The organism is Rubripirellula lacrimiformis (genome assembly GCF_007741535.1).
Lineage (GTDB): Bacteria > Planctomycetota > Planctomycetia > Pirellulales > Pirellulaceae > Rubripirellula > Rubripirellula lacrimiformis.
In genome coordinates this window covers 1,359,480-1,382,804 of the sequence record NZ_CP036525.1, presented here as the reverse complement: position 1 = coordinate 1,382,804, position 23,325 = coordinate 1,359,480, and the positions used below count along the sequence as shown (strand labels likewise).

Below are 23,325 nucleotides of genomic sequence, written 5' to 3'. Positions count from 1 at the left end.
GAGAAAACGATGCCTCGGTCATTTGATCAGCGGCTGCAGCAATTGCCGACGCGTGACAACCGCACGCACTTCGTTCTGGTCGTCGTACAACACCGCCACATCGCTGCCCGCATCGTATAGACGCAGCAATATCTTCAGATGGCGATCGCTGACTTTGCCGCGGATCACCGGCCCCAGATCAAGCTGTGGCTGTCGCACGCATAGATCCGCATACCACAGGAATCCAATGATGCGGGTACTGTGTTTGACCAGCACGATGGGATGATTTCGCCGGCGGGCTTGATAGCGAGCCTCGACCACATCGACCGGTGCCGGCACGATCGCCAAGCGATCGACTGGGACACCAAACGAAACAGCATTCTGGTTTCCCACCTCGAACAATCGCTGGGCCAATGACCGTTGACCGGCGGCCAAAATCCCGGCCTCGTGACCGTCGCGAAGGATTTGATCCAGCTCGCCACGCGCCATCGCCAAACGCAGACGGAAGGGTGTCTGCCCCGTGATCGACTGCAGCGCTCGCCCCAACAACCCTAGCAAAATTGACACGGGCGAAAACAACACCGCCGTCCCCAGCAACAACGGACGCGTCGCGGTGATCAGACGATAGGGAGCGTGATAGAACAGATACTTTGGCAACAGTTCACCAAACACAAACACGATCGGGGTCATCAACATCGGCCCGATCAATTCAGCGTTCGAACCGGCACCGAACATCGATGCGACGCCCATCACGATCGCTAGCGAAGTTAAGTAGTTTGCCAGGTTGTTGCCCACCAACGTCGTCGCCACAAACATGGCGGGATGGTTCAACAACCAAATGATCCCCTGGGCGGCTCGCGATCCGCTTAGTCCGTCCAACACCAACCGAGTCCGCGAAACGCGGTACAGCCCGGTTTCACTTCCGCTGAAAAAGGCGCTCAGCAGCAAACCGATCAGAAACAGCAGGCAAGCCAAGATCACGACGTCACCTCGCGATTTCCTGGATAGTCGTGCGCCAACGCTTCGATCCACACACCTTCGTCTTCTTGTTCGATCACCGTCAAATGGAATGCGCCCATCGGTGCGTTGTCACCCAATCTGGGCAATCGCTCATTGAATCGCCCGATGAAACCCGCGACCGTGGTGACGCCTTCCCCGTCGACGTCGATGTTCAAACGTTTGGCCAGCGAGCGAACGCTGACCGACCCCCAAACGCGAAAACGACCGGTCTCAATTTCTTGGATCGACGCTTCGCCCAAAAAATCTTCATCATGGGATGGGGCTAGAACGCGGTGCATGATTTCGTCAATGGAAACCGCCCCCACCAATTCGCCAAACTCATTGACCACCACCGCCACACTGCGGTCTTCTTCGTTCAACTGGTCCAACACTTGGGACACGTAAGCCGACCAGGGAACATAGATCACCGGTTCAGCGACACTCGCCAAATCGTCCATATGACTGGGCCGCAGCATGCGAACACCGACCGCCTGAACGATCATCTCCTGAGCTTCATCCATCACCATCAGGTAACTGCTGCGGAACGGTCCGTCGACAATCGCGTTGCGGTCATGCAGATCATTGCACAGCCACAAACGACTACGCGGACGCATCAGTTCGTTCACTCGGGTTTCGGCGATTTCGACCAACCCTCGCAAAGCCATCCGTTCGCGTTGCAGGAGCGCCGCATCGTCGGTGCCCAATTCGATCGCTCGTTCGATGTCCGTCAAGTCGATCTCTGGCTCGGGTTGGAACGATGGCCAGATCAATCGACTCGCGGCTTGGTTGGTGACCGCGACCAAGGGCAGGGCAGGGCTGACGATTCGGACAGCCAACAACAGCGGCGGCGCTATCCAGGTTGAAATGCGAAGCGGAGCCAGCACGGCCAAGCTCTTCGGCAGCATTTCGCTGAAAAAGATGATCGTCATCAAGGCGGCGATCGTGAACGCGATCGCGACCGAATTGCCACCCTCGGGATCGTGTTCCAACTTGCCACCGACGATCGCTGCGATCGCAAAGTAGGTCATGTTGATCAACAGGTTCCAGAACAACACCGCAGAAAGCAAGCGTTCGGGATCCTCCAACAAAGCGGCGGCAATTCGGCCACCAATGCCGGTACGGTTCAAACTTTTGCGATTGCGTGGCGTCAACGAGAACAGGGCCGCTTCGCTGCCACTGAACAGAGCGCTAAATAGAATCAAGACCGCCATGGCGGCTAGCCAAGGCCAAACCGTAACGATCGCGTTCAAGCTGAATCTCCGGCCGCGCCGCGATCCCGTTCTAACGAAACATCGAATTCGCTAAGCGCCGGAATCATCATCGCCGCCGTCGTGAAGCAGTAACCGACCAACATTGCAAAGAACACGTACAGGTGGTCGGTCTGCAACAGGAACTGAGTGATCGCATAAAACGTCACCAAGGGCAAACCGAAGGATGCCATGAAGATGGCCGACGACGGGTTACGCCACCCCAACGAAGCGAACAACGCCGCACCGCCACCCAAGATCATGACCAAGAATGGTGCCAGTTGCAGCTGGAACGCGCCCCGGAAACTGACCATGATCGTCATGCATACAGCGATCCCGACGCAAAGAAAGAACACGGTCCCCAGACTGGCCAGAGTGGCGCTGCGACCGGCCACATAATTCAGGCCCGAATGAATCCCCAGCATGGCCACGAATACATACAGAACGACCGCGCCCAAGATCAGATACACCATGTTTTCGTATGTTACGACGCCGTTGACGGCCAAGTAGATCACCAGCGCGATCGGCAGCAGGATCATTTCTTTGGCGACGTACATGACGCCCAACAGTTTCCCGAACACGAATTCACCGGGGCTAAGATCCGTCACCAACAACAGGTCGAGGGCTAGCCCATCGCGTTCGCCCGTGACCGATGTGACTGCCAACGCGTTGACCAACACCAAACTGATGACTCCCAACGCGACCAGTGGCAGGGTGACCGATGGCAGCGCGCGACCGATACGTCCGCCCATCTCCATCGCCACACCGCTTTCGATCTGCAGATGCAGAACCGCCGCGGTTAGCAGGAACAGCAGCACAAACGCGATGCGGATCACCAGGACCTTTCGTCCGTAGGCCCAGGTGCGAACTTCTCGCCACAGGATCGGGTTGTCCCAGACCGGGCGAGGCGCACGGACCTTCCAACTGGTGGGGGTCGCATCGGCGGTGCCGACCGCGTCGACGGACTGCGACATTGCTTCGGCCGACGACTCCGGTTCCGGAGCCCGCATTCGGACTTCGCGGGACGGATTCCAGACTCGAACCTTGATCACGCCGATCGTCAGCACAATCAATGACAACGTGCAGGCGACGACGACGAACCCAAGGATTCCGAAAGCGGTTTCGCTGGACAGGCTGGACATCGGGGATGCGGCCGCGGCGAGCGCTCGCGGCGGGCTGATCGCTAGCTTTGCCGACTCGGCCAATCGCGGTAGCGACTCGGAAACGATTTCGCCCAATCCGACGTACATCAGCAGTCCCAGCACGGTCAATGCGATCGCCTGGAACGTTTTCTCCCGCCACATCCCAACCACCGTGCCGACACATCCGGCCAACAAAATACTGGCAGCCGTGACCGCAAAAACGCTGATCACCTGCTGGGGCGATACCCCACCGAGCAGTGGCAGACACAAAAACAGAGGCAAACTGCAGATCAACATCGAAAACGGCGTCAACAGAGTCGCGGCCAACTTTCCGGCCACCACTTCGAAGCCAGACAGCCGGGTTAGCAGCAATAGGATCAATGTTCGTCGGTCTTTTTCCTGGGCCACGCTGCTGGCGGCACCGACCGCGGCAATGCTGGCCAACACCAGCAACTGCAGCGGTGCCAACAAGGTGAACATCCAACCGCCGAATCGAGCGGCATCACCGCTGCCCGATAGTGACCGAGATCCGTCTAGGACCAGATAGCCGGTGCACAGCAGCAGAAACAGCGACAAAACGTACACCGCTCGCACCAAATAGGTCTTTGGCCGTTTGGGAATGACGGTCGCTTCGCGAGAAAAGATCGGTCCGAGCATGTCAAAAAGGTTGCAAAGTGAGCGAAAACTAGAATCGTAAAACGTCAACGAACCGACATCAGAGGGGGGAAGGAGCATTCAAGATGCCCCCGACCGGCCGACCCACCAACGATGCGGACCGGTTCAATCGGACGGATCGTTCGTTCCAGCCTAGCCCCCCATAGACTAGCAAATGGACGCCCTTTCGACAGGTTACACCGCCGGGGAGCCGTAGAACCGTCAAGACCGTTAAAACCACTCAAAACCGTCTATATTCGGCACCTTCACTGCTCTGATCACCAGCGTTACCTCTCCTTACGCAGCGGCGCGCACTAGGGTTTCCATAGCAACATGTTCAAGGCGTCCCGCGGGGCGCAGACGCCTTCCCATCCAACTGCTTCGAACCTGTCTTAATGGTCAGACCATGTCTTTGGGCAAACTTCAAAACACCTTCTTCGAATTCATGGTCGAGGAAGACGCAGCGACCGCTGTCGAGTACGCCGTCATGCTGGCTCTGATCATCGCGGTCTGCATGACCTCCGTTACCTTTCTAGCGGACGCCACACGCGATAGTTTCGATTCGTCGGGTGACGCGATTGCCGGCGCAATTGGCAACTGATCCGGAAGTATCCGCCAAGTTGCGGTTCCAGCGTTTTCCATCGTAATCGACGACCAAGAGACATTGACCAGATGACATCAGAACCGCGTCCAAAGTTTCGGCGTCAACAACTGCTGATTGACCACCACGTGCAGGGTTCTTTGCTGCGTCGAACCGGTCTCTATAGCATCGGATGCACGGTATATTTTGCAGTCATCCTGCTGTTCACCGAATCGATGTCCCGCCAGGACACGACGATCAGCGAGGCGATTTTCCGATGTCTCGACGAATCCATCTATTGGGCGCCGGGCTTGATCTTGCTGACGCCGTTGGTGGCCTACGACATGCTTCGATTGACGAATCGATTCGCAGGCCCAATCTTCCGTCTGCGCCGCGAAATGCAGCGACTAGTGGACGACGAAAGCGAGTCACCACTCAGCTTCCGCGAGGGTGACTATTGGACCGATTTCGCTGACGTGTTCAACGATTTACGACAAGAAGTGATCGAACTACGCGAGCTGAAAATCGATGCCCAGCGCGTTTTGGCCGAGGGTGTTCCATCGAAACAGGTCCGTGAAATGTCCGACGAAGACCGTGCTGCGGAAATCGAATCAGCCCTCAGCACCGATGCGGATGCCGAGGACTTCTTGGCCACCGTCGGCAGCTAAAATCGCCTTCGCGGCGGCACAGCAACCATCGACCGACCCTGATCGGTGCTGCCGGGAAGATATTTCCCCCTTCGATCCGGCCAGACTCACAGCCTAGGCCTGATTCGCCATACTAGCGATCGAAAGTCATAGCCGACTGCCTTCGCTCCCGACTCATGGGCTGACCTTAAGGATGAAAATAGGACTGACCGGCGCCACCGGATTCTTGGGCCGATCGATTTCGAAACACATGTTCGCTGCTGGGCATCAAGTCGTCGCATGGCGGCGTCCGGATACCGAGCGTCCACTTTGGGAATCCCCCAACGACCCGACCAATCCGTCAGCCATCCGGTGGATCGAAGGCCGATTAGGCGACCGTGATGCAGCGGATCAACTGGCCGCCGAAAGCGATGTGATCATCCACGCGGGCCTGAAACGAAGTGGCGCATCGTTCGTCGATGCCCCCGACGATCCCGTGGAGTACTTCCAAAGCAATGTGATTGGATCGCTGCAATTGATCGAGGCGGCTGCCGCTGCAAAGGTCCAAAAATTTGTCTTTGTTTCGTCCGGCACCGTCCACGATCGCATCCTGCCAGGGGATTCGATTGATGAAACACATCCCTTGTGGCCATCGTCTCTGTACGGTGCCTACAAAGCATCGGTTGAAACGATCGTTCATGCCTATGGGTTTTCGGGCAAGCTGAACGTCTGCACTTTGCGTCCGACCGCTATCTACGGAGTCGCTGATCCCGTGGAATCGTCCAAGTGGTATGCGATCATCCGCGACATCGTTGCCGGCCGATCGGTGGACGCTAGCGGAGGCAGCAAGTCGGTGCACGTCGACGACGTTGCCACAGCGATCGACACTCTGATTCAGACCGACGAAACGGTTGCCGGCGAAACCTTTCTGTGCAGCGACCGCCTGATCAGCACTCACGAAGTGGCCACGATTGCCCGTCGACTCTCAGGCAGCGATTCCGCGATCACCGGGACTGCAAAACAATCCAAACACGAGATCGACACAGCCAAGATTCGCCGCTTGGGCGTGACGTTTTCAGGAACGTCGTTGTTGGAGTCCACGATCCAGCAACTGGTCGACCACATTCGCCTCGGCACGTCTCGATGATCTCGGCATCGCCAACACCGGCCCCAGCGACTTGCTAGGTTGCCTAGCGTCCAAACTTCGTCCGCATCCCGCAGAAAAGATCACCGTTCCGTGAAATTTCTTTTTCAATCGATCTCCGAGGGCAGCTGCCTGCTGAACCTCGAAGCGCGCAACATGGAAGAGATCGTCGAGTCGGCGGTGAACTTTCTGGTCCAAACCGGACGACTGCCTGAACAGCAACGGCAGATGGTGTCCGACGGGATCCTACAGCGCGAACGCGCGGTCCCCACCGTGATCGGTCACGCCTGTGCAGTCCCCCATTTCTATGACGAAGCGATTAGCGGATCGTCATTGGTGTTCGTCCGACTTAAGAACGCCGTCAACCTGGGTGCCCCCGACGGCATCGCGACGCGTTACATCTTTTTGATGATCGGGTCGATGGATCAGACGACCCAGCATTTGGATACGCTTTCGTCGATCGCGCGATTGATGTCGGATAACGTTTTCCACTTTGAAACGACCTATGCGACGTCTCAGCAGGACGTGCTGGATGCAATCGAACGGCATATCAATCGCACAGTGTTGGCAGCGCCGCCGCGACCGCGTGAAGTGCCTGCGGGTCTGCGTGCCGGTGGGTGGCCGTTTGCGGGATTGATCTCCGATATCCGTCGTCGGCTGCCACATTACATCGACGATTTCAAATCCGGATTCCAAGTCAAATCGATCGCGTCGATCGTTTTTATGTTCTTTGCCTGTCTGGCACCGGCGGTGACTTTCGGCGGACTGATGGGGCTGGAAACGGGCGGTTCGATCGGCGCCCCCGAGATGCTGATGTCGACGGCGTTCTGTGGGCTCGTTTACGCGTTGTTCGCGGGTCAACCGTTGATCATTTTGGGCGGTATCGGACCGCTGCTGGTCTTCACGATCATCCTGTACGAACTTTGCGGGGACATGGGATATGGCGACCAGTTCCTGGGCGTTTACGGATGGGTCGGTCTATGGACGGCGCTGATGACGATGCTGTTGGCGGTGTTCAACGTCAGCAACATGATGCGATTCTTTACGCGGTTCACCGACGAGATTTTCTCGGTCTTGATGTCGTTGATTTATATCTACAAAGCCATCCAAGCTTTGTTTTTCGAGTTCCGCGCCGACGAAGCGGTGTCGCACGAAAAGGCTCTGTTGGCACTGGTTCTGGCCGTCGGCACTTTCTACATCGCCATGACGCTAGCCAGCATTCGCACCAGCCGCTATCTGCTGCCTTGGATCCGAGAGTTCCTGGCGGACTTTGGGCCTTCGATCGCGTTGGTGTGCATGATCGCAGTCGCGTGGACATTGGGTGACGCGTCGACATTAGAAACATTGACGGTCAGCGGTGGGGACTCACAAGCCGCTAGCGGATCGATCTTCGTAAATTTGGGCGCCGTCCCGACATGGATCAAGTTTGCAGCGGCGTTGCCGGCGGCGTTGGCAACCGTGTTGGTTTTTCTATCGCAGAACATCACCGTCCGATTGCTCAACAGCCCCGAAAACAAGCTGACCAAGGGTGACACGTATCACCTGGACCTAGCGGTTGTCGGCGGGCTGATCGGTTTCTGTTCACTCTTTGGTTGGCCATGGATGGTTGCAGCGACCGTTCGCACGCTAGCTCATATGCGAGCACTAGCATCGGTGGAGGAAGTCGCTAGCGGTGGCGACAAGCGGCAAGAGATCATTCATGTGCAAGAGAACCGAGTGACGGGTGTTGCCATTCATGCGTTGATCGCAGGCACGCTGTTGGCGCTGCCGCTCCTGGAATACGTCCCGATGGCGGCCCTGTACGGGATCTTTTTGTTCATGGGTTTTGCGTCGTTACGTGGCATCCAGTTTATCGAACGACTGGGTTACCTGTTCATGGACTCGGCGCTCTACCCGATCAATCACTACACCCGCCGAGTGCCGACGCGAACCATCCACCTATTCACACTGGTGCAACTGGTCGCCCTCGTCGTGCTGTGCATCGTCAACGTGATCCCGTACGGTCCGATCCAGATCATGTTCCCCGTCTTCATCGTCCTGCTAGTGCCACTGCGATCTCTGCTAAACCGGTTCTTCAAACGCGACCACCTAGCATTCCTAGACGCCGACGAGGTCCCCGCCGAAGAAAACTCACACTGGGTCTAACCGCCCCCCAAAAAGGGACAGGCATTAAGTCCTTCTTCCCCGCCCCCAAAAGGGGACAGGCACCGAGTCTCTCTCCAAGAAAGGGACAGGCAGCAACAAGAAAGGGACAGGCACCTAGTCTCTCTTTCGAGACCAATGGGACATAAGCAAAATTTTCTTGACAGGGTGGGTCGAAATCGTTGACAATCTCAATTGTTGATGCATTTCTTCCCTGGTTCCTCGTCTTGCGGAGTCGATGTGATGCCTCGCCTAGCCCGTGGTAAGGTGATTAATCCACACGAAGTGCAGGTGGTGCATTGCACCCAGCGGTGCGTCCGGCGTGCTTTTTTGTGTGGCGAAGATCCCCTCAGTGGCCAGTCCTATGAGCATCGCCGAGGCTGGATTCGCGACCGCCTAGAGTTATTGGCATCGGTATTTGCGATCGATTGCTTGACGTTTTCGATCATGCACAATCACGTTCACCTTGTGCTTCGAAGTCGGCCCGATATCACGGCAGCCTGGTCGGACGACGAGGTCGCTCGCCGGTGGTTACGTTTGTTCCCCAAACGGCGAGACAAGGATGGTTCGCCTGCTGAGCCAAGCCAGCCCGAACTGGACACGATTCTCAATCAACCGGACGTACTGGCGGAACGACGCCAGCGTCTATCTGACATCAGCTGGTGGATGCGTTGCACGTCCGAAAACATTGCTCGACGCAGCAACGCGGAGGACGATGTCACCGGCCACTTCTGGGAAGGTCGCTTCAAGGCACAAGTTCTACTGGACGAAGCAAGTTTGCTGGCATGCGCCGCCTACGTCGACTTGAACCCTGTCCGAGCAGCCATTGCCGAAACACCGGAGTCCAGCAAATACACCGGCGTCAAGGAACGGATCGATGACTGGAAAGAACAACACGATCGACGCCGACTGAGCATGCATCAGTGGGAACGAAGCCGTCACCGACGTCACAGCGGTTGGATCAGCCCGGTCGAGATCGACGAACGGGTGGATGAACCTGGACCAGACCTGGATGAATCGGGACGCCGGGCTAGCTGCAAGGGGTTCCTGAAAGTGTCAATGCCGCACTATCTAGAACTGCTGGATTGGACGGGCCGCCAACTGCGTGCGGACAAGATCGGCAGCATCCCAAATCATCTGCGACCGATTTTAAAGCGGATCGGCACGGATGCACCCGGATGGTGTGATGCGGTCCGGCGGTTTGGCCGCATCTTCAAACGTGCAGCCGGCACGCCTGATAGCCTCGCTAGCGAGGCATCTCGTCGCGGCCAGGGTTGGCTGTGCGCCCGAGAGAACCCGCTGGGCATCTCTTCGCCCTAAAAGTCTCTCTAAAAAAGCCTCTCTGGCGTCATTGGGGTTCGCTGCTGCGCGGTCGGCAGCAGTGAAAGGTGGTTACGCTATCGAGCCCCTCCCGACGCCTCCAAAAGCGAGAGAAAGAGGCTAAACAACGTCGAAAATCAGGACGCCCCCACTCCCAACGGATTCCAGTTTATGGGTGGCCCTTTTTGAGAGGGAACTTCTGGGAACCGGAAAGTGGGTGGCCCTTTTGGGAGGCGGCCGATTAGGCTTGGTGGCTGTCCCTTTGTTGCCTTTACGCTATCGAGCCCTTCCCGACGCCTCCGCAAGCGAGAGAAAGAGGCTAAACAACGTCGAAAATCAGGACGCCCCCACTCCCAACGGATTCCAGTTTGTGGGTGGCCCTTTTTGAGAGGGAACTTCTGGGAACCGGAAAGTGGGTGGCCCTTTTGGGAGGCGGCCGATTAGGCTTGGTGGCTGTCCCTTTGTTGGTCCCGGCCTGGTGGCTGTCCCTTTGTTGCCTTTGTTGGTCCCTTTGTTGGCGGCGACGAAGTACCCATCCGCCGATCGCCAGTCCGGCGATTGCTAGTCCGGTCGAAGGTTCAGGCACCGCGACGATCGTCAAATTGTCCAAGGCCAGATACTTCGGTGTGTTGACCCCGAAACTGCCGACATCCGACGACGCAAATGAAAGAGCTACTGAACGGGCACTGCCAAGTCCGGTCAAATCTAAGTTCTGCCAGGACGATAAGATAAAGTCCTGGGCGTTGTCCGCGAACCGAAAATCAGCCAACGCTAACTCGACCGTTCCGGTGGACGTACCCGCCTTGTCGACCTGCGAAAATCCTTCGAAGGTGACGGTAAAAAAGTCGGGATCGTTTCCGGTATCGCCGCCAAATTTTTTGGCAAAACCATCGCCGTTTTCCATCGACAATTTCGCATAAGTCGCATTGGTGACATCCGCCGAACGAACCACGGTCATTTCGGGAAGATTGAAGTAAGCACCATTTTCAAAAGCGACAGCATAGGTTTGCCCCCCCACGGTGCCGCCCGATCCATTCGATCCGCCCCCTGCGGCCGATGCATATTGGTTCTCAAAACCAGGAGTCGCTACATCGATAACATTGGAATAGCTCCACCCTTCCCAGTACTCGAAAGCAGTCGATTTCTCATTATTGAAAAACACCTCACCCGCGGTCCAACCTGGGAGAGCAGGTTCACCGTTGTAAAACGAGTCCGGGCTGGTTAGCAGACCTTCGAAGGTGACGGTGTCGGCGGTTGCAGTTGTGGCGAAGGCCAGGCAGGCCATCAGGCACATATGAAATTTCATCGGATCAGTTCTTCTAGAAAGCAAGTGACAGGATGTTTAGAACTCAGACGTCAAGACTTCTCTTCCGGCTCGCGTGATCAACTGGCCCAATAGCACCTCGTCGATCGATTGGTTGAGCAGATGGACGGAACCATCGACGAACAAAACCATCGCGCCGGCCGGATGCAGCGATCGAATTTCGTTATCGCCGATCCAGACGGTTGGATCGTTGATCGGATGCGACTGCACAAACACGTTGCCACCGTTGATCCATTCACTGTCGGGTCCCAACATGTCTTCGCCGGTGGCGATGGTGTTGGAGAGCCCATCGAGGCAATCACGAAACGCGATCACTCGGTCATACAGGAACATGCCATCATCGCTGCGACGGTCGACCATCAATTCCCCATACAGACCGCCATAGCTGGTTTCGCCACGGGGTCCGCCACGCGGGATCGCGGTGGGGCACAAATAGGTCTGGACCGGGGTTGCCGCAGCCACAGCGTTGTCGGGATGGTCAAAGGCAAGATCAAAATCGATCGACTGATACAGTGATTGCTGTTCGACGAACGGCAACAGGAACGCGGACCAGGCCAGATTTTTTTTCGTCATCGGTCCCCGCCAAGGGCGCCATCCCAGGCACCCGATCGGCAGCGATCGATGCATGTTGTGATAGGCGTGCAAAGCCAGTCCGATTTGGTGCTGGTTGTTGCGGCAACTGGTTTGCCGGGCGGATTCACGAGCAAACTGCACCGCTGGCAACAGCAACCCGACCAAAACGCCGATGATTGCGATCACCACCAGAAGTTCGACCAACGTGAATCCGCGTGCCTCTCCGGCAAACTTCGGTCCAGTCATCTAGACACCCCATGCATCAGTCGTCACGGCGCACGCGATCACCCACAGGAATCGACGGATCTCGAAACGCAGCGGATCTGCAAAACGGCAAAATAGGTTGAACGGTACGCAAGCCTGTTCGATGGGCTGGCACCCGCGATCGGGAATTCCAACGACATCGTTCGCCGGCATCATGACGGCTCAGCTCTCGGCACGGACTTCACCCAAGAAAGTCACGTCGCGCCCGATGGTCGGTAGGTCTTCTGACTACTCGATGCCCCGCCATGACTTCGCCTTCTCGCGTCCTTTCCCACAATCTTCGGTGAAGAGCGTGGGCAAGATTCGCAATGGCAATCAGATTGAAGTGGCGGCGAAAAAATACGCAAAACACGCGTTTTCTCCCATCGATTACAGCGGCCGGGCCGTCTCGGAATTGCACCGAAGTTCCCTGTCATGCTTTGGCAAAACACCGAAAGCATCACCGTCCATCGTTGAAGTCGGAATGTATCGACGAGCAGCCGGGGTGTCAAACCATTGATTTTGTCGAATCTGCCGTGCCTTGATTCCTCGAATCCCTCTAAATTCACAGCCGGTTCACTTGCCACTTTGCTTCCGAATGGTCCCCTGTCATGTCCCAGGCCCGTTGCCACATTGTCATTCCTGCTCGTCTCGCATCGACACGGCTGCCCGAAAAGCTGCTTCGCAGGGCGGGCGGCAAATCCGTGCTGCACCATACCTATGACGCGGCGATGCGGTCCCAACGCTGCGACGGCGTGGTCGTCGCCGTCGACGCCCCCCAGATGGCCGAGGAGGTCGAGTCCTTCGGCGGCCGCTGGATCATGACCAGCGTCGACCACACCAGCGGCACTGACCGGATCGCCGAGGTTGCCAGGCAGATGCCGGAGGTCGACGTCTTTGTGAACGTTCAAGGCGATGAACCGGAGATCAGCCCGGCGACGATCGATTCGGTCGCGGGGCTACTGATGGACGACCCGTCGGCTGACATGGCTACCGCGGGCACGCCGATTCGCAGCCTCGACCAACTGAGCACACCGAACTGTGTAAAAATCGTGATGGGCGGCTATCGGGCCGATAGCGATTTGCTGCCCGGCGGGGCGGGGCGGGGCAGGGCGGTGTACTTCAGCCGGGCCGCCGTACCATTTGTTCGCGACTGCGATCCAGCGGACCGCATCCACGACGAGCCGCCGATCTACTGGCACCACCTGGGACTGTACGCCTATCGACGTGAATTCTTGGGCTGGTTCGAATCCCAACCGGCCAGTCTGTTGGAAACCACCGAAAAGCTAGAGCAACTGCGAGCGATCGAGGCAGGCAAAAAAATCCTGGTCACTCGCGTCCCATCGGCGACCGCCGGCATCGACACCGCAGCCGACCTAGAAGCCTTCGCCGCCAGACTGGCGGCCCGCTAGCCACCGATTGGCCACACCGGCCGACGCCGGGTATCCCCCATTCACCGCGCCCCTTGCTGTCTTTCCCTGGTCCTCCACTGCATCATAGGGTTCGACTGCTTCGAAGAATCCAAGGGTTTGCACATCATCGGGTCGGGGACCATCGGACTCGATGGCATCGGACTGGATGGCATCGGACTGGATGGCATCGGCGGCACGGGGCGTGATCCGACCGGTAAGGGGCGACACGGGACCGATTGGCTCGCGTCCTTCCCCCGCCCAGCGGATCACCCAGCGGATCACCCAGCGGATCACCCAGCGGATCACCCGGCGGATCACCCAGCGGATCACCCAGCGGATCACCCGGCCGACAGCCCGCCCCCGACGCATTCCAGCGTGCGGCCAAGCGATTCAGGGGGACGAACCCGAATGGATAGCCCAGAGCAAGTAAAATTCGGGTTTTGCGGGGGGGACCTGCGGCGGATCGAATCAATCCGTCAAAACCTGGGCCGGAAACCCCGTCACAAATCGGACTCGGTTCGCTATGATCTCGTTCCATGACGAAACACATCTTTGTAACCGGCGGCGTGGTCAGTTCTCTCGGCAAGGGGCTAACCAGTGCCTCGATCGGAATGCTGCTTGAACAGCGGGGTTTGCGGGTCCGCATGCAGAAGCTGGATCCGTACATCAACGTCGATCCTGGCACGATGAGCCCCTATCAGCACGGCGAGGTCTACGTCTTAGACGACGGATCCGAAACCGACCTGGACCTGGGCCACTACGAGCGATTCACGTCGGGATTGCTGACGCGAGATTGCAATTACACGACCGGGCAGATCTATCTGTCGGTCATTGAAAAAGAACGCAAAGGCCAGTTCCTGGGCAAAACCGTTCAGGTCATCCCGCACATCACCAATGAAATCAAATCGGTGATCAAGCGGATGGGCGGCGATGACGTCGACGTCGTGATCACCGAAATCGGTGGCACGGTGGGCGACATCGAAAGTCTGCCGTTCCTAGAAGCCATTCGCCAATTTTCGCTGGACATCGGCCGCGAAAACTGCCTGTACATGCACCTGACGTTGGTGCCGTACTTGAAAGCAGCCGACGAACTGAAGACGAAGCCTACCCAGCACAGCGTCGGCCAGCTTCGCGAAATCGGGATCCAGCCAGACATCTTGGTGTGTCGATGCGAGCACTCGATCAGCCGCGACGATCGCGAAAAGATCGCACTGTTCTGCAACGTGCCCGTGGAAGCGGTCATCGAGGAAAAGGACAAGGATTTTTCGATCTACGAAGTTCCGTTGTCGCTGGTCGAAAACAAGATGGACGAACTGATCGTCCAAAAACTTGGACTGCACACGGCTCAGTCACTAGACATTTCGCCGTGGACGGAACTGCTGCACCGACTTCGCAATCCACGTCACGAAATTTCGATCGCTGTGGTCGGCAAGTACGCCGAACACAAGGATGCGTACAAATCGATCTACGAATCGATTGACCACGCCGGGATGCAGCACCAGACGCAGATCCGGATCGGACGCATCCAAAGTTCGGATATCGAACGCGAAGGCGCCGAACGACTGCTTAGCGGTTACCAAGGCATCTTGGTGCCCGGTGGATTTGGGGAACGCGGGATCGAAGGCAAAGTGCAAGCGATCAAGTTCGCTCGCGAACGCGGCATCCCGTTCTTTGGAATCTGCTTGGGCATGCAGTGCGCCGTCATCGAGTACGGGCGTCACGTGATGAACCTGGACGGTGCCCATAGCAGCGAATTCGACAAAGACACCAAGCATCCGGTGATCTGCCTGTTGGACGAACAGCAAAACGTTACACAGATGGGCGGCACGATGCGATTGGGCAGCCAGAGAGCCAAACTGGATCGCCACAGCCGATCCGGAAAAGCCTACGACGCCGACACGGTCGACGAACGACATCGCCATCGGTACGAGTTCAACAATCTGTATCGCCAACAATTCGAAGCGGGCGGTATGCGATTCGCCGGCACCAGCCCCGACGGTGGCTTGGTCGAAATCGTTGAAATCCCCAACCACCCGTGGTTCGTCGCGGTTCAGTTCCACCCGGAATTCAAGAGCAAACCGCTCAAGGCTCACCCCTTGTTTGCAGGATTCATCGAAGCGGCGATCGAACGACAACGAAGCCGGGCCGCCAAAGAAGCCGGGACATCGAACCAGAGCGAACAGCCAGCGTCGGACCGTTCGTCGCAAGAAAACTCGTAAGGCCAGCATTCGCTTCGCCGACACGCAGTGCGTGATCGGCAGCTAGATTGTTTGCCACCAGAGTGCCGTTCGCTGAGACACCGTTCGCTGAGACACCGTTCGCTGAGACACCGTTCGCTAAGACACCGTTCGCTTGGAGATGGGTCACCGGGACACTGGGATATGGGGCTCGATTTCAATCGGGCCCCCCCGTGAACCGTTCCCTGTGCGAACGCGTAGTCCGCGTGAACCGTCGGCGATGCGAACCCAATCGTTGCGAACAACCGGCAACGGCGAACTCGACCGCCGCAGGACAACCACTCTGTGACGCCCCCTGCACGGCGATCACCGCCGCCAATTTCCGTGACCCGCCGGCAGCCACCCGCCGCGGGGCTGCATCGGTGGCAACCCAATTCATTGATCCGCCTTAACTTCCTGGAGACTTTCAGATGACTGAATCCGAGAACAACGAAGAACCGAAGATCATCGTCGACGACGATTGGAAAGAACAAGTCGCGAAGGAAAAGGCTGCGGCCGACGCAAGCGAGCCCGCTGAAGTAGCGGCGCCGCCGGAGACGGAAACGGCAGCCAGAGAGCCGTCTGCTCAAGTTTCCGAACCTGCGACCGACGAAATCCCGCCACCACCACCGGCATCGTTCGAAGTTCTGATTTCGATGCTTTTCACCCAGGCGATGGCGACGCTGGGGCAGTTCCCTGACCCCAACACGGGCCAACCCACGATCAACAAGCCCTATGCTAAACACTACATCGATACGATGGAGATGTTGGGCGTGAAGACCAAGGGCAACCTTTCCGACGACGAAGCAAAGATGCTCTCGGAAGCTCTGCACGCGCTGCGAATGGCCTATGTCAGCGTCAAAGCACCGCCGAAGGCCGACTGACCTTCTGCGCCCCTGTTGCAGACCGTTTCGGCCTGGAGAAAGTAGAATGAACCGACTCCACCGAACCGATATTCGCCTCAAAATCGCCGGACGCATTGCGCCGGTGATGTTTGGGCTATCGCTAAGCTTCTTGGTTGCCCAGGCGATCCTGGTCGTGGTCTGGGTCGACATCCCCAACCTCAGCGAAAACGCACTGACGTCGCTGGACCCCAGCAATCCAGAAACGACGCGATTGCGATCGATGATCACCAACGAAGTGGTCAGTCACCGCATCATCGAACTGGCAGGGCTGATCATGGCGATTTCCTGGCCCGTGGTGATCGCCGAATCAGTCTGGCACTGGACGACCCGACCGTGGACGTCGTCGACCTGGAAATCGCAGGCCTTTGCGTTGCTGATCTGCCTATGCCCATCGCTAAGGATTGGCGCACGAAGCCCGGAAATGAATGGCCGACTGTGGCTGCCCGGGTTGGGATGGCGACAGACCAACCGCCGCCTTCGCGAGCGACTCGAGCGCACCTTCAGCATCCCGATGATCGCAATCGCGATGCTGATTTTGCCTGTTCTGGTGATCGAATTTTTCTTGAAAGCCCAAGTGGCACAGCACACCTGGCTGCGTCTGATCTTGCATGTCGGCACCGGGGTCATCTGGTTTGCATTCGCACTGGAATTCATCCTGATGCTGTCGGTGGCCGACAAGAAACTGGCGTATTGCAAGAAACATTGGATCGACTTGGCGATCATTTCGCTGCCAGTGTTTTCGTTCATGCGAACGCTGCAGTGGATGCGTGCAACCAAGCTGCTGAAACTTCAGCAACTGACGCAACTGGCCCGCGTCTATCGGCTTCGCGGCACCGCCGTCAAAGCGCTGCGGGCACTGACACTATTGGACATGTTCCAACGCTTCCTGCATCGCGATCCCGATCGATCCATCCAAAAACTGCAGCGGCGGCTTTCGGACGTGCAATCCGAAGCCCGCCAGATTCAGCGAAAGATCAAACGGCTGCAAAAACGGTCCGAAGCCACTCTGTCCGCCTTGGCCGACGATAACGAAGAAATCGTGTGACCAAAATCGCGGATCAAAACAACGCAGGTTTGCCCAACGACCGACGCACAATCGCCCACTGGCCGGCGTGCATCATCCAGTGACTATCGGCCGACAAGATGATCGCAGCCGAATTAGGAAAGATGGTTGCGACCGCTTCGGGCGCCGGGTCGGAAAGAGCTTCGTCGCTGATCCCATCCAAGACAGCCAGCAAGCCTTGCCGCTGTTGCTGTTGAACCGACAACAGTGTCGCCTTGTCTTCGAATGCGGACGCATCATCGCTAGCGGCCGCTTCCTTGCTGTACTTATCGGCGAACCCCTCTGGAAGCGATGGCATCGTCACCCCCGGAATCATCTGTCCCAACATGTGCTCTGAAGCGATCAGGTGCCCCCACTGCCAATTGATGTGGTTGGCTCCCTCGACCGGGCGATGCATCAGTTCATCGTCGGTAAGGTCATTCAGATAGGCATTGCAGACGAATTCGGTCGATGCAATCGTTTGGCGAATCAGAGCTTTCGGATCCATATTTCTTTCTCAGGGTCGCAAGTGTGAACGAGGCGCAACCGATCGGCTGCTGGAAAACGCCGTGACGGCAGGCGATTTCCATTAGACCTTATCAGCCCAATAGTGTTCGCTGGTGCTCGGCCACCGAATCGATGATGGCATCCAGATCTTTTGTCGGGGCATAGCCGATGGTGTCGCTGATTCGCGTCAGATCGGGAACACGACGGCGGATGTCCTCGAACGACTCGTCGTAGGCGTCTGAGTACGATTGAAAATCGATCTTCGATTCCGGATTCACTCGCGCGATCACACGCTGTGCCAGTTCCAGGATCGACACTGGCACGTCGCTGCCGATGTTGTACACACGCCCGGCTGCCGACGGCGTATCCACCAATTTGGTGACCGCGCCGATGACATCGCCCACGTGTGCAAAACAGCGGATCTGTTTCCCGTCGTCATGCACGACCAAGGGATCGCCACGCAGCGCTGCGTCCACAAATCGTGGCAGCACCATGCCATAGGCGCCCGTCTGACGCGGGCCGACGACGTTAAAGAACCGCCCCACGACGACCGGCAATTTGTTCTCTTTGTGGAACGCCAGTGCTAAGAATTCATCGATCGCCTTGGACACCCCGTAGCTCCATCGCGGCTTGGTTGTCGAACCGAACACCAAATCGTCCTCTTCGGTCCAAACCTCTTTCGGATTCTTACCGTAGACTTCGCTGGTACTGGCGATGAAGCAGGGCGCAAAGTCACCCCGCGACGCTCGCTCGCCCAAGCGTTTCAGAATCAATTGGGTCGGGTAGATGTTTCGTTCGATGGTTTGGATCGGCTGGCTTGCGATCAGCGCGACACCGACCGCCGCGGCCAAGTGGTAGACGCGGTCCGCCTTATCGACCAACCGCGCCACCAACGCTTCGTCTTCGACAGTGCCTTCGACATAGGTCAGCCCGGGATGATCGATGATGCCACTGAGGTTGGTTGCCCGTCCGGTGGAAAGATCATCGACGACCGTCACACGATGCCCCTGTCCCAGCAGGGACTCGGCAAGGTGAGACCCAATGAATCCGGCGCCGCCGGTGATCAGACAGTGAAGGTTCGACATGTTGCGTCTTGAGTAACTAAGAGGTGGCAAAAAAAACAAAATCGCGATTCGGCAGCCCATAGGCATTTGCGGGAATCCGCTGACCCATCCGATCCGATCGGCGGCCCCGAGTCGATAGGCGGCCCCGAGTCGATAGGCGCGTCGCCCCAGTTTCACCCGGGGACAGGATCCACTTGGGGCCCGCAACCACTGGGGTCCCGTTTCACTCGGGGACCAAGTTCACTCGGATACCAAAATTTACTTCGGCCAAAGAACGGTTCCCACACCGCCAAAACAGGAACAAAAGCCCGACAGTCCCCAGCGTCTAAGCAGCCCCCAACGGGCTGCATCCTGCCGGTGGGAACCCGCAGCGACGGACAGGGCGTCGCAACTAGCCGAATTCACATACCGCTGGAAAAACACCATACGGACCGGCAGCCCAATCGGTTCATGATCCGATCGGCGAAGGTTGGCCAGATAGGCAAAACACGGCAATTGGCGACCTTTTCGGACTAGGCAAGCGGCGCCGTCGAACTATCGAACCATTTGCTAGGCCGCTAGAATACAAAGGCGATGCGGTGGGGAGACCCATTCCAGCGATCGCACGTTGATTCCCTGACGCGGTACGCATGGCTTGCTGCGGTCTGGATTCTTGTCACTGCTATGGTATCGGAGAGAGTTTGTGATCAGGCCGTCAGTCATGCCCCCGGTCGCTGCGATTCCTAGCAAGCAGTGGAACGACGGACGCGACAGCGCCGCATTCGAACCGAAGACGCTTCATTCCCGTGATGGCCGTCGATCGATTGGCGGATCATTCGTGATCCGAGCGGGTTTGGTCGCCATCGCAGCCCTATGGATGATTCCGTCGGCCAACGATGTGATCGCGCAGGATCCATCGCCAAACGGCGCAGCGGATTCCACGACGGCGTCGGACGAGGCGTCGATGGCGGCTTACGCCGACGCGGCAAACTTCCAAACCGGCGGTGCACTGGAACTGGCTATCCAGGGTTGGGATAAGTTCCTGGCTGCCTACCCGAATCATCCGATGGCGTCCAAAGCGGCTCACTATCTAGGGGTCTGCCACATGCAAACGGCGCCGCCGGACTATGCGGCAGCGTCCAAAGCGTTTGCCCAAGCGATTCAGGACAAGACCTACGACCTGCGCGAAGAAAGCTTGGCGAACTACGGTTGGTGCCTGTATGCGTCCGCGGGTGACGGCGCCCAACGCGACATGGATCGGCTGAAACAGTCCTTGGCGACGTTCCAACTGCTACGCAAAGAGTTCCCGAAATCGAGGTTCTCTGATCGTGCGATTTTCTACTGTGGCGAAGCATCCTACGGACTGGGACAAATCCCCCGTGCGATCGCTTATTACGATGAACTGCTAGCCCTTCCGGAGGCCAAAGATTCGCCGCTCCGGTGCGACACACTGTACGCTCGAGGCGTCGCCCAGGAAGAACTGAACCAACCGGAGGATGCGATCTCGTCGTACCAACAGCTGCTTAGCAGTTGCGACCAGGGCGAACTGGTGACCGATGTCCATTTGCGGTTGGGCGACTTGGCAATTCTGCGTGGGGAACACCTCGCCGCAGTGAAGTCGCTGCAGCAAGCGATTGAATCCACCGATTCGCCCGAAGACCAAGCCTACGCGATCTTTCGCCAAGCCTTTGCATTAGCGCAAGCGGACCAGGCAGCCGAGGCCGCCGCGAAATACGAGCAACTGCTAAGCCAATTTCCTGAATCGGAATACGCGGCATCGGCCACCTTAGCGTCGGCCCAAAGCATCTATCGCAGCGGCGACATCGATGAAGCCGCCAAACGTTTCGCGAAAGTACTGCAGCAAACCAACCCTGCTGCGGCTACCGAAGCGAGTCACTGGTTAGCCCGAATCGCGATCGACCAGGGCAAACCGAGCGAAGCGGCAAAGATCGCCCAACAGCAGATCGACAAAGGACTGGAAGGCGATTTCGCGACCGAGGTGCGACTGGACTTGGCTGAATCGCTTTCGATGGACCCGCAAACCATCCAGCAGTCGTTGGAATTGTTCGAACAGGCGTATCGTGAATCGCCGGATGGCAAGTTGGCACCGCGGGCCCTCTACAACGCGGCCTTCTCGGCGTTACAGATCAACCAGCCCAAGAAAGCGATCGAACTGGCGGACGAGTTTGTCCAAAAATTCCCAAACGACATGCTGATTTCGGATGTCCGTTTTGTTGCCGCCGAAGGGCACCTGCAGACCGGCAACACCAAGCAAGCGGCGCAGGCGTACGAGAACCTGATTGCCTCGACTCCCAAAGACAACGTGCAACGCCCCGTTTGGGTTTTGCGTGCGGCGACGACATCCAACGCCTCGGGAACGTATGCCGACACGATTCGGATGTTGCAGACGGAACTGGGATCGTTTCCCCAGCCAGCGCAAAAGGCGGATGCCAACCTGTTGATCGGCCAGGCCGAACTGATGTTGAAACGGCCCGCCGAAGCCGCAATCGCGTTTGCTGCCGCATCCGAGATCGATCCCCAAGGGCCGCGTGCGGCCGAAGCCCGATTGATGGTTGGCCAGGCCCAGATGGCTGCCGGCCAAAGCGATGCGGCGATCGCGACCTGGAAAGAAATGGTCACCGCCGCGCCGGACACACGGATGGCCGACCAAGCGCGTTACAAGCTGGCCCAATCGGCTAGCACCGCCGGCAACCACTCGGACGCCAACACTTACTTTGACCAGATCCTGGGGGCGACACGCGACCCCGGCCTGCTTCCGTACGCCCAATACGGCAAAGCATTCTCGTTGCTTCAGGCGGGCGATTACGAACAGGCGATGAAGGCGGTCAACCAAATGATTGATCGCTATCCCAATCATCCATTGGCCAACGATGCCCTGCTGACTCGCGGGATCGCGCACCGAAACAGCAAGCAGTACAAAGAGGGCAGGGCAGATCTAGAGAAGTACTTGGCCAAACAACCAAGCGGCGTCAACCTTGGACATGCTTTGTACGAACTAGCGCTCATCGACCAAACCGAAAAGCTGCCCGCCCAGGCCGCTAAAAATTTGCAACGTTTGGTTAGTGAAGTTCCCCAGTACCCGTCGATGGACAAAGTGCTTTACGAACTGGGTTGGTCCATGCAAGAAGTTGGCGACGACACCGCCGCAGCCGACCACTTTCGCCAACTGACCGTGGACTACCCGGACAGCCCGTTGGTTGCCGAATCATCCTATTTCCTTGGACAACGTCACTACGTCGAAGGTCAATGGAAGAAGGCTGCCGACCAATTCCTGATTGCTTCGGAACGTGCCGACAGCCCTGAACTTTCCGAAAAAGCACTCTATCGCCTCGGCTGGTCGCATTTCAAAGTCGACGACTTTGATGCTGCTGAAGAAGCGTTTGCCAAACAAGCCCAGCGGCACCCCGATGGCAGGCTTAGCTTTGATGCCTTGATGATGGTTGCGGAATCTAGGTTCAAAGAAGGCGACTACCCAAACGCGTTGGAAGGGTATCGCCAAGCGAAGCAACGGATCCGCAAGAACAACGACACATCGCAATCGGTTCGTGGAAACGCAGAACGCCAAGTCCGCGAGCTGACGTTGTTGCATGGTGGGCAAAGCGCCGCTCAGTTGAAAGATTGGGACGAAGCCATTCAGTGGTACAACGAACTTCGCGAGCGATTCCCTGCGTCGGACTACCTGCCGCAGGTGTTCTACGAATCGGGATTTGCGTATCAACAAAAACAAGAAAATGACCGCGCCCTGAAATTCTATGGCGAAGTCGCGGAAAACTATCGCAGCGAACTAGCCGCTAGGGCTCGCTTCATGATGGGCGAAATCCATTTTGCGGATCGCAAGTTCGATCAAGCGATTCCCGAGTTCCAGCGAGTGATGTTTGGGTTCGGCGCCCAGAAGGCTCCCGCATCGATCAAGAACTGGCAGGCCAAAAGCGGCTTCGAAGCCGGTCGCTGCAGCGAACTGCTGATACAGTCAGCACAGACCCAGGCGGCGAAACAGAAGGCAACAAAACTGGCCGAAGGATTCTACCAGTACGTCGCCGAAAACCACCCTCAACACGAACTCGCCGAAAAATCGAGCCAGCGGCTAGAGGCCTTAACCAAGTGATGCGATCTAAGACCGAAACCCATCGCTTTTGCCGCCCGACTAGCTGGACCGTCCTGGTTACAGCTGGCGTCGTCGTCGTGATGATGGCTGCGAATGCGACA

18 protein-coding genes and 1 riboswitch are annotated in these 23,325 nt (G+C 57.6%); of the genes, 10 read left to right on the top strand and 8 right to left on the bottom strand.

Annotation, left to right across the window (positions count from 1 at the left end; genetic code table 11):
* Positions 1-18: 18 nt before the first annotated feature.
* The 3 genes from K227x_RS04765 to K227x_RS04755 are packed head-to-tail and all read right to left on the bottom strand — an operon-like array spanning position 19 to position 4,024.
* A complete protein-coding gene (locus tag K227x_RS04765) occupies positions 19-960 on the bottom strand; it encodes a CNNM domain-containing protein (RefSeq protein WP_145168380.1) in 942 nt (313 codons plus the stop codon).
* Positions 957-2,228 carry a CNNM domain-containing protein gene (locus tag K227x_RS04760; RefSeq protein ID WP_246146517.1) on the bottom strand — a complete coding sequence of 424 codons (1,272 nt, stop codon included), beginning with the start codon at positions 2,226-2,228 and terminating at the stop codon, positions 957-959. The genes K227x_RS04765 and K227x_RS04760 overlap by 4 nt, the downstream gene beginning before the upstream one ends.
* Entirely contained in the window at positions 2,225-4,024 is a 1,800-nt protein-coding gene (locus tag K227x_RS04755; protein WP_145168378.1) for an ABC-2 transporter permease, read from the bottom strand. Before K227x_RS04755 ends, K227x_RS04760 begins: the two co-directional genes overlap by 4 nt.
* A 403-nt stretch (positions 4,025-4,427) precedes the next feature.
* Here K227x_RS04755 and K227x_RS04750 point away from each other — a divergent pair, with 403 nt between their 5' ends.
* The 5 genes from K227x_RS04750 to K227x_RS04730 all read left to right on the top strand — a co-directional run bounded on the left by K227x_RS04750 (position 4,428) and on the right by K227x_RS04730 (position 9,833).
* A complete protein-coding gene (locus K227x_RS04750; RefSeq protein ID WP_145168376.1) occupies positions 4,428-4,622 on the top strand; it encodes a Flp family type IVb pilin in 195 nt (64 codons plus the stop codon).
* A gap of 71 nt (positions 4,623-4,693) precedes the next feature.
* Complete coding sequence (locus K227x_RS04745; RefSeq protein ID WP_145168374.1) at positions 4,694-5,269, top strand: hypothetical protein; 576 nt, start codon at positions 4,694-4,696, stop codon at positions 5,267-5,269.
* Between the two features lie 172 nt (positions 5,270-5,441).
* A complete protein-coding gene (locus K227x_RS04740) occupies positions 5,442-6,374 on the top strand; it encodes an NAD-dependent epimerase/dehydratase family protein (protein ID WP_145168372.1) in 933 nt (310 codons plus the stop codon).
* A 90-nt stretch (positions 6,375-6,464) separates the two neighbouring features.
* Complete coding sequence (locus K227x_RS04735; protein ID WP_145168371.1) at positions 6,465-8,516, top strand: PTS sugar transporter subunit IIA; 2,052 nt, start codon at positions 6,465-6,467, stop codon at positions 8,514-8,516.
* Positions 8,517-8,756: 240 nt separating this feature from the next.
* Positions 8,757-9,833 (top strand): transposase, encoded by a 1,077-nt coding sequence (locus K227x_RS04730; protein WP_145168369.1) that lies wholly within the window; start codon positions 8,757-8,759, stop codon positions 9,831-9,833.
* A 319-nt stretch (positions 9,834-10,152) separates the two neighbouring features.
* On the opposite strand, the gene K227x_RS04725 is transcribed toward K227x_RS04730, so the two are convergent.
* Positions 10,153-11,139 (bottom strand): DUF4465 domain-containing protein, encoded by a 987-nt coding sequence (locus K227x_RS04725; RefSeq protein WP_145168367.1) that lies wholly within the window; start codon positions 11,137-11,139, stop codon positions 10,153-10,155.
* A 36-nt stretch (positions 11,140-11,175) separates the two neighbouring features.
* Positions 11,176-11,976, bottom strand: coding sequence for a DUF1559 domain-containing protein (locus K227x_RS04720; RefSeq protein ID WP_145168365.1), 801 nt, complete (start codon positions 11,974-11,976; stop codon positions 11,176-11,178).
* 215 nt (positions 11,977-12,191) lie between these two features.
* Positions 12,192-12,456: riboswitch (cobalamin riboswitch) on the bottom strand.
* 128 nt (positions 12,457-12,584) lie between these two features.
* Here K227x_RS04720 and kdsB point away from each other — a divergent pair.
* Positions 12,585-13,385 (top strand): 3-deoxy-manno-octulosonate cytidylyltransferase, encoded by an 801-nt coding sequence (kdsB, locus tag K227x_RS04715; RefSeq protein ID WP_145168363.1) that lies wholly within the window; start codon positions 12,585-12,587, stop codon positions 13,383-13,385.
* Here kdsB and K227x_RS30245 read toward each other — a convergent pair.
* Positions 13,350-13,727 (bottom strand): hypothetical protein, encoded by a 378-nt coding sequence (locus K227x_RS30245; RefSeq protein WP_218933778.1) that lies wholly within the window; start codon positions 13,725-13,727, stop codon positions 13,350-13,352. The two genes, kdsB and K227x_RS30245, sit on opposite strands and share 36 nt — an antisense overlap.
* Before the next feature lie 194 nt (positions 13,728-13,921).
* On the opposite strand from K227x_RS30245, the gene K227x_RS04705 reads away from it, so the two are divergent.
* The 3 genes from K227x_RS04705 to K227x_RS04695 all read left to right on the top strand — a co-directional run bounded on the left by K227x_RS04705 (position 13,922) and on the right by K227x_RS04695 (position 17,551).
* Positions 13,922-15,604: a CTP synthase gene (locus tag K227x_RS04705; RefSeq protein ID WP_145168361.1), complete on the top strand. Its 1,683-nt coding sequence runs from the start codon at positions 13,922-13,924 to the stop codon at positions 15,602-15,604.
* 428 nt (positions 15,605-16,032) lie between these two features.
* Positions 16,033-16,485 carry a DUF1844 domain-containing protein gene (locus K227x_RS04700; RefSeq protein WP_145168359.1) on the top strand — a complete coding sequence of 151 codons (453 nt, stop codon included), beginning with the start codon at positions 16,033-16,035 and terminating at the stop codon, positions 16,483-16,485.
* 46 nt (positions 16,486-16,531) lie between these two features.
* Positions 16,532-17,551, top strand: a complete 1,020-nt coding sequence (locus K227x_RS04695) for a potassium channel protein (protein ID WP_145168357.1) — start codon at positions 16,532-16,534, stop codon at positions 17,549-17,551.
* A 13-nt stretch (positions 17,552-17,564) separates the two neighbouring features.
* Here the strand turns inward: K227x_RS04695 and K227x_RS04690 are convergent, their stop codons facing one another.
* On the bottom strand, positions 17,565-18,056 hold the full coding sequence (locus tag K227x_RS04690) for a DinB family protein (protein ID WP_145168356.1): 492 nt from the start codon (positions 18,054-18,056) through the stop codon (positions 17,565-17,567).
* A gap of 91 nt (positions 18,057-18,147) precedes the next feature.
* Entirely contained in the window at positions 18,148-19,140 is a 993-nt protein-coding gene (locus K227x_RS04685) for an NAD-dependent epimerase/dehydratase family protein (protein WP_145168354.1), read from the bottom strand.
* A gap of 679 nt (positions 19,141-19,819) precedes the next feature.
* Between K227x_RS04685 and K227x_RS04680 the strand changes: the two genes are divergently transcribed.
* Positions 19,820-23,224: a tetratricopeptide repeat protein gene (locus K227x_RS04680; RefSeq protein ID WP_145168352.1), complete on the top strand. Its 3,405-nt coding sequence runs from the start codon at positions 19,820-19,822 to the stop codon at positions 23,222-23,224.
* Positions 23,225-23,325 lie beyond the last annotated feature (101 nt).

Coding starts and splice junctions, on each gene's coding strand:
- K227x_RS04750 (WP_145168376.1), top strand. CDS start 4,428: ATGTCTTTGGGCAAACTTCAAAACACCTTCTTCGAATTCATGGTCGAG.
- K227x_RS04720 (WP_145168365.1), bottom strand. CDS start 11,976: ATGACTGGACCGAAGTTTGCCGGAGAGGCACGCGGATTCACGTTGGTC.
- K227x_RS04725 (WP_145168367.1), bottom strand. CDS start 11,139: ATGAAATTTCATATGTGCCTGATGGCCTGCCTGGCCTTCGCCACAACT.
- K227x_RS04680 (WP_145168352.1), top strand. CDS start 19,820: ATGCCCCCGGTCGCTGCGATTCCTAGCAAGCAGTGGAACGACGGACGC.
- K227x_RS04700 (WP_145168359.1), top strand. CDS start 16,033: ATGACTGAATCCGAGAACAACGAAGAACCGAAGATCATCGTCGACGAC.
- K227x_RS04685 (WP_145168354.1), bottom strand. CDS start 19,140: ATGTCGAACCTTCACTGTCTGATCACCGGCGGCGCCGGATTCATTGGG.
- K227x_RS04730 (WP_145168369.1), top strand. CDS start 8,757: ATGCCTCGCCTAGCCCGTGGTAAGGTGATTAATCCACACGAAGTGCAG.
- K227x_RS04755 (WP_145168378.1), bottom strand. CDS start 4,024: ATGCTCGGACCGATCTTTTCTCGCGAAGCGACCGTCATTCCCAAACGG.
- K227x_RS04740 (WP_145168372.1), top strand. CDS start 5,442: ATGAAAATAGGACTGACCGGCGCCACCGGATTCTTGGGCCGATCGATT.
- K227x_RS04690 (WP_145168356.1), bottom strand. CDS start 18,056: ATGGATCCGAAAGCTCTGATTCGCCAAACGATTGCATCGACCGAATTC.
- K227x_RS04705 (WP_145168361.1), top strand. CDS start 13,922: ATGACGAAACACATCTTTGTAACCGGCGGCGTGGTCAGTTCTCTCGGC.
- K227x_RS04695 (WP_145168357.1), top strand. CDS start 16,532: ATGAACCGACTCCACCGAACCGATATTCGCCTCAAAATCGCCGGACGC.
- kdsB (WP_145168363.1), top strand. CDS start 12,585: ATGTCCCAGGCCCGTTGCCACATTGTCATTCCTGCTCGTCTCGCATCG.
- K227x_RS04745 (WP_145168374.1), top strand. CDS start 4,694: ATGACATCAGAACCGCGTCCAAAGTTTCGGCGTCAACAACTGCTGATT.